This window comes from Hydrogenophaga sp. 70-12 (assembly GCF_001897365.1).
GTDB classification, from domain to species: Bacteria; Pseudomonadota; Gammaproteobacteria; order Burkholderiales; family Burkholderiaceae_C; genus Hydrogenophaga; species Hydrogenophaga borbori.
On sequence record NZ_MKSS01000387.1, the window covers coordinates 1 to 5,867 of the forward strand.

Below are 5,867 nucleotides of genomic sequence, written 5' to 3' on the forward strand. Positions count from 1 at the left end.
AGCAGGCCGCCAGCAGCGCGGCCAGGCGGATGTCCAGGCCGTACTCGCCGATGTAGTACTGCACCATCCACAGCGCCAGCGCCACGTAGCCGCCGAAGACGATGCTGTAGTACTGGCAGTACTTGAGCACCCGGGGGTCCCTGAGCGCCTGGAGCTGCTGCGCAAAACCCACCTGGTTGGGCACGAGGTGCGCCGGGTCGCTGTGGCTGAACAGCCAGAACAGCAGCACGGTGCCGGCCATGATGGCCGCGTACACCTGCGGCACCATCTGCCAGCCGAAGGCCACCAGGATGACCGGCGCCACGAACTTGTTGACCGCCGAGCCGCTGTTGCCGGCGCCGTACACCCCCATGGCCATGCCCTGCCGCTGCTTGGGAAACCAGCGCGCCACGTAGGGCGTGCCGACCGAGAAGGAGCCGCCGGCCAGGCCCACGAACAGGCCGATGACCAGGAAGTGCCAGAACTGCGTGGCGTAGGCCATGAGCCAGATGGCGGGCACGGTGGCCGCCATCAACAGCGTCATGACGATGCGCCCGCCGTAGCGGTCGGTCCAGATGCCCAGCGGCACGCGCACCAGCGAGCCCGTGAGCACCGGCGTGGCCGTGAGCAGGCCGAACTGCGTGGCGTTGAGGTTCAGCATCTGCCGGATCGGGATGCCGATCACGCCGAACATCATCCAGACCATGAAGCACACGGTGAAGGCCCAGGTGCTCACGATCAGCACGGACCAGGCTTGGCGGGTTCTTGCGGTGTCGCCGTTCATGAGATCGCTCCCTTGACCATGCCGGCCACTGTGCTGGCGCCGCGGCGTTCGCAACATCCTGCGCATGAGCGATGGCGGCCTCCCGGAAGAAGGACCCTGGCATCCTCCCAAAGAGCTATGCCCGGTCCACAGCGGCCCCGCGGGCCTAGGATGCGCCATGGTCATGCGCATCGCCCTGCCCGGTCAGGCCCGGGACACCGCCACCACCGAAGTGCCGCTGGAAATGCTGTCGGCTTGCCACGGCCGCGTGCAGGCGCAGTGCGAGACGCTGCGGCGCCTGTGCGGGCACCTGCCGCGCCACGGCGCGGACCGCGGCGCCGTGGAAGCGGCCGAGGCCGTTCTGCGCTACTTCCGCCAGGCCGCGCCGCACCACCATGCGGACGAGGAGGCCGACCTGTTTCCGGCGCTGCGGGACGCGGCGCACGACGCCGAACGCGACGCGGTGCTGCGGCTCACGCAGGCGCTGGCGCTGGAGCACCGCGCGCTCGAGAACCTGTGGCGGCCCCTGGAGGCCGGGCTGGAGGGCGTGCGCGGCGGCGACGGCGCGGCGCTGTCGCAGGCCATGGCCGAGGCGTTCATCGCCGCGTATGAGCGGCACATCGAGCGCGAAGAGGCCGAGCTGCTGCCGATGGCCGAGCGGCTGCTCGATGGCGCCGCGCTCGCGCGCATCGGCGCCGCCATGCGCGCGCGACGAGGCATTGCCGCGCCCTGAAGCGGTTCAGGCCAGCAGTCCGCGCTCGGTGGCGTACACCGCCGCGTGCACGCGGTTGCTCAGTTCGAGCTTGCGCAGGATGTGCTGCACATGGATCTTCACCGTGGTCTCGGCGATGTCGAGGGCGCGCGCGATGTGCTTGTTGCTGTCGCCGCGCGCGATCAGGCGCAGGATCTCGCGCTCGCGCGGCGAGAGGGAGTGGATCGGGTCGGACGGCGGCGGCTCCAGCGGCGCGGGCGCTGGCGCGCCCGCCTCGTGCTGCGCCGGCCCGCGCCGCAGCAGGCCCACCAGCTTGCCCATCATCTCGGGACTGATGACCGAATCGCCCTCGAACACCCGCCGGATGGAGGCCGCGAGGTCGGCCGTGTCGATGGTCTTGAGCAGGTAGCCGTCGGCGCCCGCGCGCAAGCCGCGCGCGAGGTCGCTTTCGTTCTCGCTCACGGTGAGCATGAGCACGCGCGCCTCGGGCGCGGCGGTCTTGAGCGCGGCGATCGCGTCGACGCCGGTGACGCCGGGCATGTGGTTGTCGAGCAGCACCAGGTCGGGCCGCAGCCGGGCCGCCAGGCCCATCGCCGCGGTGGCGTCGCCGGCCTCGCCGACCACCGAAAAGCCGGGCTCCTGCGCCAGCAGGGCCATCAGGCCGCGGCGGAACAGCTGGTGGTCATCGACCACGAGAAGGCGAATGACCGGCTCGCTCATGGCATGGCGGGCAGATCCGCGGCGGGGGCGGGCACGTCGAGCGACACCTCGGTTCCGCTGCCGGGGCGGGATTGGACCTCGACCCGCGCGCCGATGCGCTGGGCGCGCTCTCGCATGATGTGCAGGCCCACGTGGGTGTCGGCGTCGCGCGCGCCGTCGGTCGAGAAACCCTGGCCGTTGTCGCGCACGGTGAAGCGCCAGCGCGGCCCGCGCTGCACGCCCACCGACACCTCGCTCGCGCCGGCGTGCTTGCGCACGTTGGACAACGCCTCCTGCACCACATGCAGCACCTGGAGCTGGGTGTCCGGCGGCAGGGCCACGCCATGGCCCTGCAGGTCCAGGCGCGCGTTCAGGCCGCTTTGCAGCTCGAACTTGCGCAGCGTGGTGCGCAGCGCGTCCTCGATGTCGCCATCGGGCGTGCGGGTCCGGAAGTGCACCAGCAGTTCGCGCACGTCGTTGGTGCTCTCGCGCACACCGGCCTCGATCTCCTCGATGATGGCCGGCACCGCGGCCTCGTCGCCCCGCTGCACGGCGGCCTTGAGCAAGGCGACCTGGATCTTCAGGAAGGACAGCGCCTGCGCGATGGAGTCGTGCAGCTCGCGCGCGAGCAGGCCGCGCTCCTCGCTCACCGCGGCTTCGCGCAGCAGGGCCTGCACGCGCAGGTTCTCGGCCGCATTGGCCAGGTGGCCCGCCAGCGCGTCGTACAGGCCGCGGTCGTCCTCGCCCAGCAGGGCTTCATGGCGATAGAACAGGTTCACTTCGCCCAGCAGGTACGCCTGGTGACGAATGGGTATGCCGATCAGGCAGACGTAGCCCTCCTGCGCGCAACCGCCCAGGCGCCGGTCTTCGGCGGTGGCGATGGGGATCACGCGCGTGCGCGCCGTGGCCGCGGGCTGGCCGCAGGCGCACTCGCCGGCCTCCAGGCAGCGCTCGTCTTCCACCAGCTGCTGGGGCAGGCAGTCGCTGGCGAGCATGAAGTAGCGCCGCGAGCCCTCGTCGCTCCAGCGGATGGCCACCGCGTCGGCGCCGCTCACGGCGCGCAGCTTGCGCGCGAAGCCGCGCGCCAGTTCATCGAGCGTGCGCGCGTTGACGATGAGCGAGCTCACTTCGTACAGCGCCGCCAGGCGCGCGCGCTTGGCCTCGAGGTCGCGCGTCTTGGCCTGCACCTGCCGCTCCAGGCCGTGGTACAGCCCCTGCAGGGTCTGCGCCATGTGGTTGAACCCGGCCGCCAGCTCGGCGAACTCCTGGTGCGAGTCCACCTCCACGCGCGCGGTGAAGTCGCCCGCCTCGATCTGGCGCAGGCCGGCCCGCAGCCGTTTGAGAGGGTGGATCACGAACAGCTGGCCCACATAGAGCGAGACCACGGCCGCGGCCACCGCCATGGCCATCATGACGAACTGGAACAGGTTGAGCACCGCCGTGTAGCGCGCCATGGTGGATTCCATGGCGCGCACCAGGGCGTCGATGCGTTCGACCAGGCCGTCGATGCGCGCCGTGAGCGCCGTGGCCTCGCGCCCGGCGTCGCCCGGGGCGGTCCACAGCGGACGCAGGGCCTCCCACCGTCCCTGGATATCGGCGAAATGCCCTCGGCTGGCCTCGCTCCAGGGCACGGCCAGCGGGCGCTGCGGGTCGCCCTGGTCGAGCAGCGCCAGCGTGCGGTCGACCTCGGCCACGAGCAGGGGCACCTGGGCGGGATCGCGCCCGCCCTGCCAGGCGCTGGCCAGGCGCCAGGCCTGCATGCGCAGGCGCCCGGCCTCGTTGACCGCGGCCGCGCCGCCTTCGATCTGGCGCGTGACCCACATCGTCAGGCCGATGGACAGCAGCGCCAGCAGCAGCAGCGCCAGGCCGATGAGCACGAACTTGGTGGAGAGCTGGCGAGGCCAGGCTCGGGCAACGGAAGGCATGGTGACAGCAAAGGGTGCCTTGGCATTGTCGGCCCGGCCCCGCGCGCTGTCCACGCACCGCCGGGGTCGTGGCCGGGCCATCGTTCTTCCGGAGGATGGCGGGCGCGGGGCACCTTCCACGGAAGGATGGTGGAGCGCACCCGTCGGCGGCACAGTGTCCTGGTCGGCCGGCCCGCACGGCCGGCCCCTTCCCTGTCTTGACCGCGCCCCGCCATGGCACACGCTCCCCGCCCCATCCCCCTGGCCGCCGCCCGGCCGGCACCGCTCGAACCGGCCGCCCTGCGCTGGCGCCCCGTCCACCTGATGCGGGCGCCGCACCGGCTGGCCTTCGCCGGCGCCACCGCGGTGCTGGTACTGGGCTCGCTGTGGTGGCTGTGGGTGCAGTGCGCCCGGCTCGGCTGGCTGCCGGCGGGGCCGCTGGCGGTGTCGCCCAGCCTGGGGCATGGCGCGCTCATGGTGCATGGCTTCATGCCGCTGTTCTTCACCGGCTTCCTGTTCACGGCCGGCCCCAAGTGGCTGGGCGTGGACGGGCCCGCGGCGCGCGCCGTGCTGCCCGCGGTGGCGCTGCAGGCCCTGGCCTGGCCGTTGTGGCTGCTCGGTGTCCATCTGTCGGTCCGGCTGGCGGTGCTGGCCTTGCTGCTGGCCGCCGCCGGGCAGGCGCTGGCCGGCGCGCGCTTCCTGGGGCTGCTGCGCGCCAGCGACGCCGACGACACCGTGCACGCCCGGCTGGTCGCGCTGGGCTGGGCCGTGGGCGCGCTCACGCTGCTGGGCCTGGCCTGGGGCGTGGGACACGACGATCCCGAGGCCGCGCGGCGTTGGCTGCACACCGGGCTGTGGGGCTTCGTGGCGCTGGTCTACGTGACGGTCGTGCACCGCATGGTGCCCTTCTTCACCTCCAGCGCCCTGCCGCTGGTGCGGCTGTGGCGGCCGATGTGGGTGTTGTATGTCCTGGTCGCCACGGTGGCACTCAAGACCCTGGGGCCCTGGCTCACCTGGGCGGGCCTGGACGCCACCGCCTGGGGCGCCTTCGAGGGCTTCGCGCTGCTGGTGGCCGGCTTCGTGCTGCTGTGGCTGGCCTTCGTGTGGGGCCTGGTGCAAAGCCTGGCGATCCGCCTGCTGGCGATGCTCCACCTGGGCTTCGTCTGGCTGGGCCTGGGGCTGTCGATCGACGGCCTCGGGCAGATCTGGGCATGGATCGGCGGCGCGCCCGTGGCGCCGCTGGCGGCGCTGCACGCCACCACCATGGGGTTCCTGGGCTCGCTCATGCTGGCCATGGTCACGCGGGTGGCCTGTGGCCACGGCGGCCGCGCGCTGGTGGCCGATCGCCTGTCCTGGTCCGCCTTCCTGCTGCTGCAGTTGGCGACGCTGCTGCGCATCGCCGCGGCGGTGGCGCCACCGGCCTGGGTGGGCGGCCTGACCGCCGCCACCGCCGGGCTGTGGCTGCTGGCGGTCGGGCCTTGGGGACTGCGGCTGCTGCGCTGGTACGGGCAGCCCCGACCGGATGGGCGCCCGGGCTGAGCCCGCCCCCGCACGGGGGCCCCGCCGTGGCACCATTGACGGGCGGCGTGGCCCGGTCGCTCAAGAACGCCGGCCAACCGCCGAAAACCCGGCAGGGCACGCGCCTGGCGCAGGCCCGGACCTTTCCGATCGCCCCTGGAGCGCGCCATGACGCCATCCCCGCTGAACCCGGCGCCCCGGCGCCACAAGATCCTCATCGTCGACGACGACCCGGGCATGGTGCACCTGCTGGCGCGCACCCTGCTCGACATCGCGCAGCTGCATTTCGCGG

General features: G+C 72.7%; 5 protein-coding genes. 2 read left to right on the top strand and 3 right to left on the bottom strand.

The window, feature by feature from the left end:
* A partial coding sequence (locus BGO22_RS19930) for an MFS transporter (RefSeq protein ID WP_286852266.1) occupies window positions 1-763 on the bottom strand: 763 nt, incomplete at its 3' end.
* Window positions 764-920: 157 nt separating this feature from the next.
* Between BGO22_RS19930 and BGO22_RS19935 the strand changes: the two genes are divergently transcribed.
* Window positions 921-1,475, top strand: coding sequence for a hemerythrin domain-containing protein (locus tag BGO22_RS19935; RefSeq protein ID WP_083293133.1), 555 nt, complete (start codon window positions 921-923; stop codon window positions 1,473-1,475).
* Between the two features lie 6 nt (window positions 1,476-1,481).
* On the opposite strand, the gene BGO22_RS19940 is transcribed toward BGO22_RS19935, so the two are convergent.
* Window positions 1,482-2,174: a response regulator gene (locus BGO22_RS19940; protein WP_070398845.1), complete on the bottom strand. Its 693-nt coding sequence runs from the start codon at window positions 2,172-2,174 to the stop codon at window positions 1,482-1,484.
* The gene (locus BGO22_RS19945; protein WP_070398846.1) at window positions 2,171-4,078 is read right to left on the bottom strand and encodes a type IV pili methyl-accepting chemotaxis transducer N-terminal domain-containing protein; all 1,908 of its coding nucleotides are present in this window, start codon (window positions 4,076-4,078) and stop codon (window positions 2,171-2,173) included. Before BGO22_RS19945 ends, BGO22_RS19940 begins: the two co-directional genes overlap by 4 nt.
* Before the next feature lie 213 nt (window positions 4,079-4,291).
* On the opposite strand from BGO22_RS19945, the gene BGO22_RS19950 reads away from it, so the two are divergent.
* On the top strand, window positions 4,292-5,596 hold the full coding sequence (locus BGO22_RS19950; protein WP_286852267.1) for an NnrS family protein: 1,305 nt from the start codon (window positions 4,292-4,294) through the stop codon (window positions 5,594-5,596).
* Window positions 5,597-5,867: the final 271 nt, after the last annotated feature.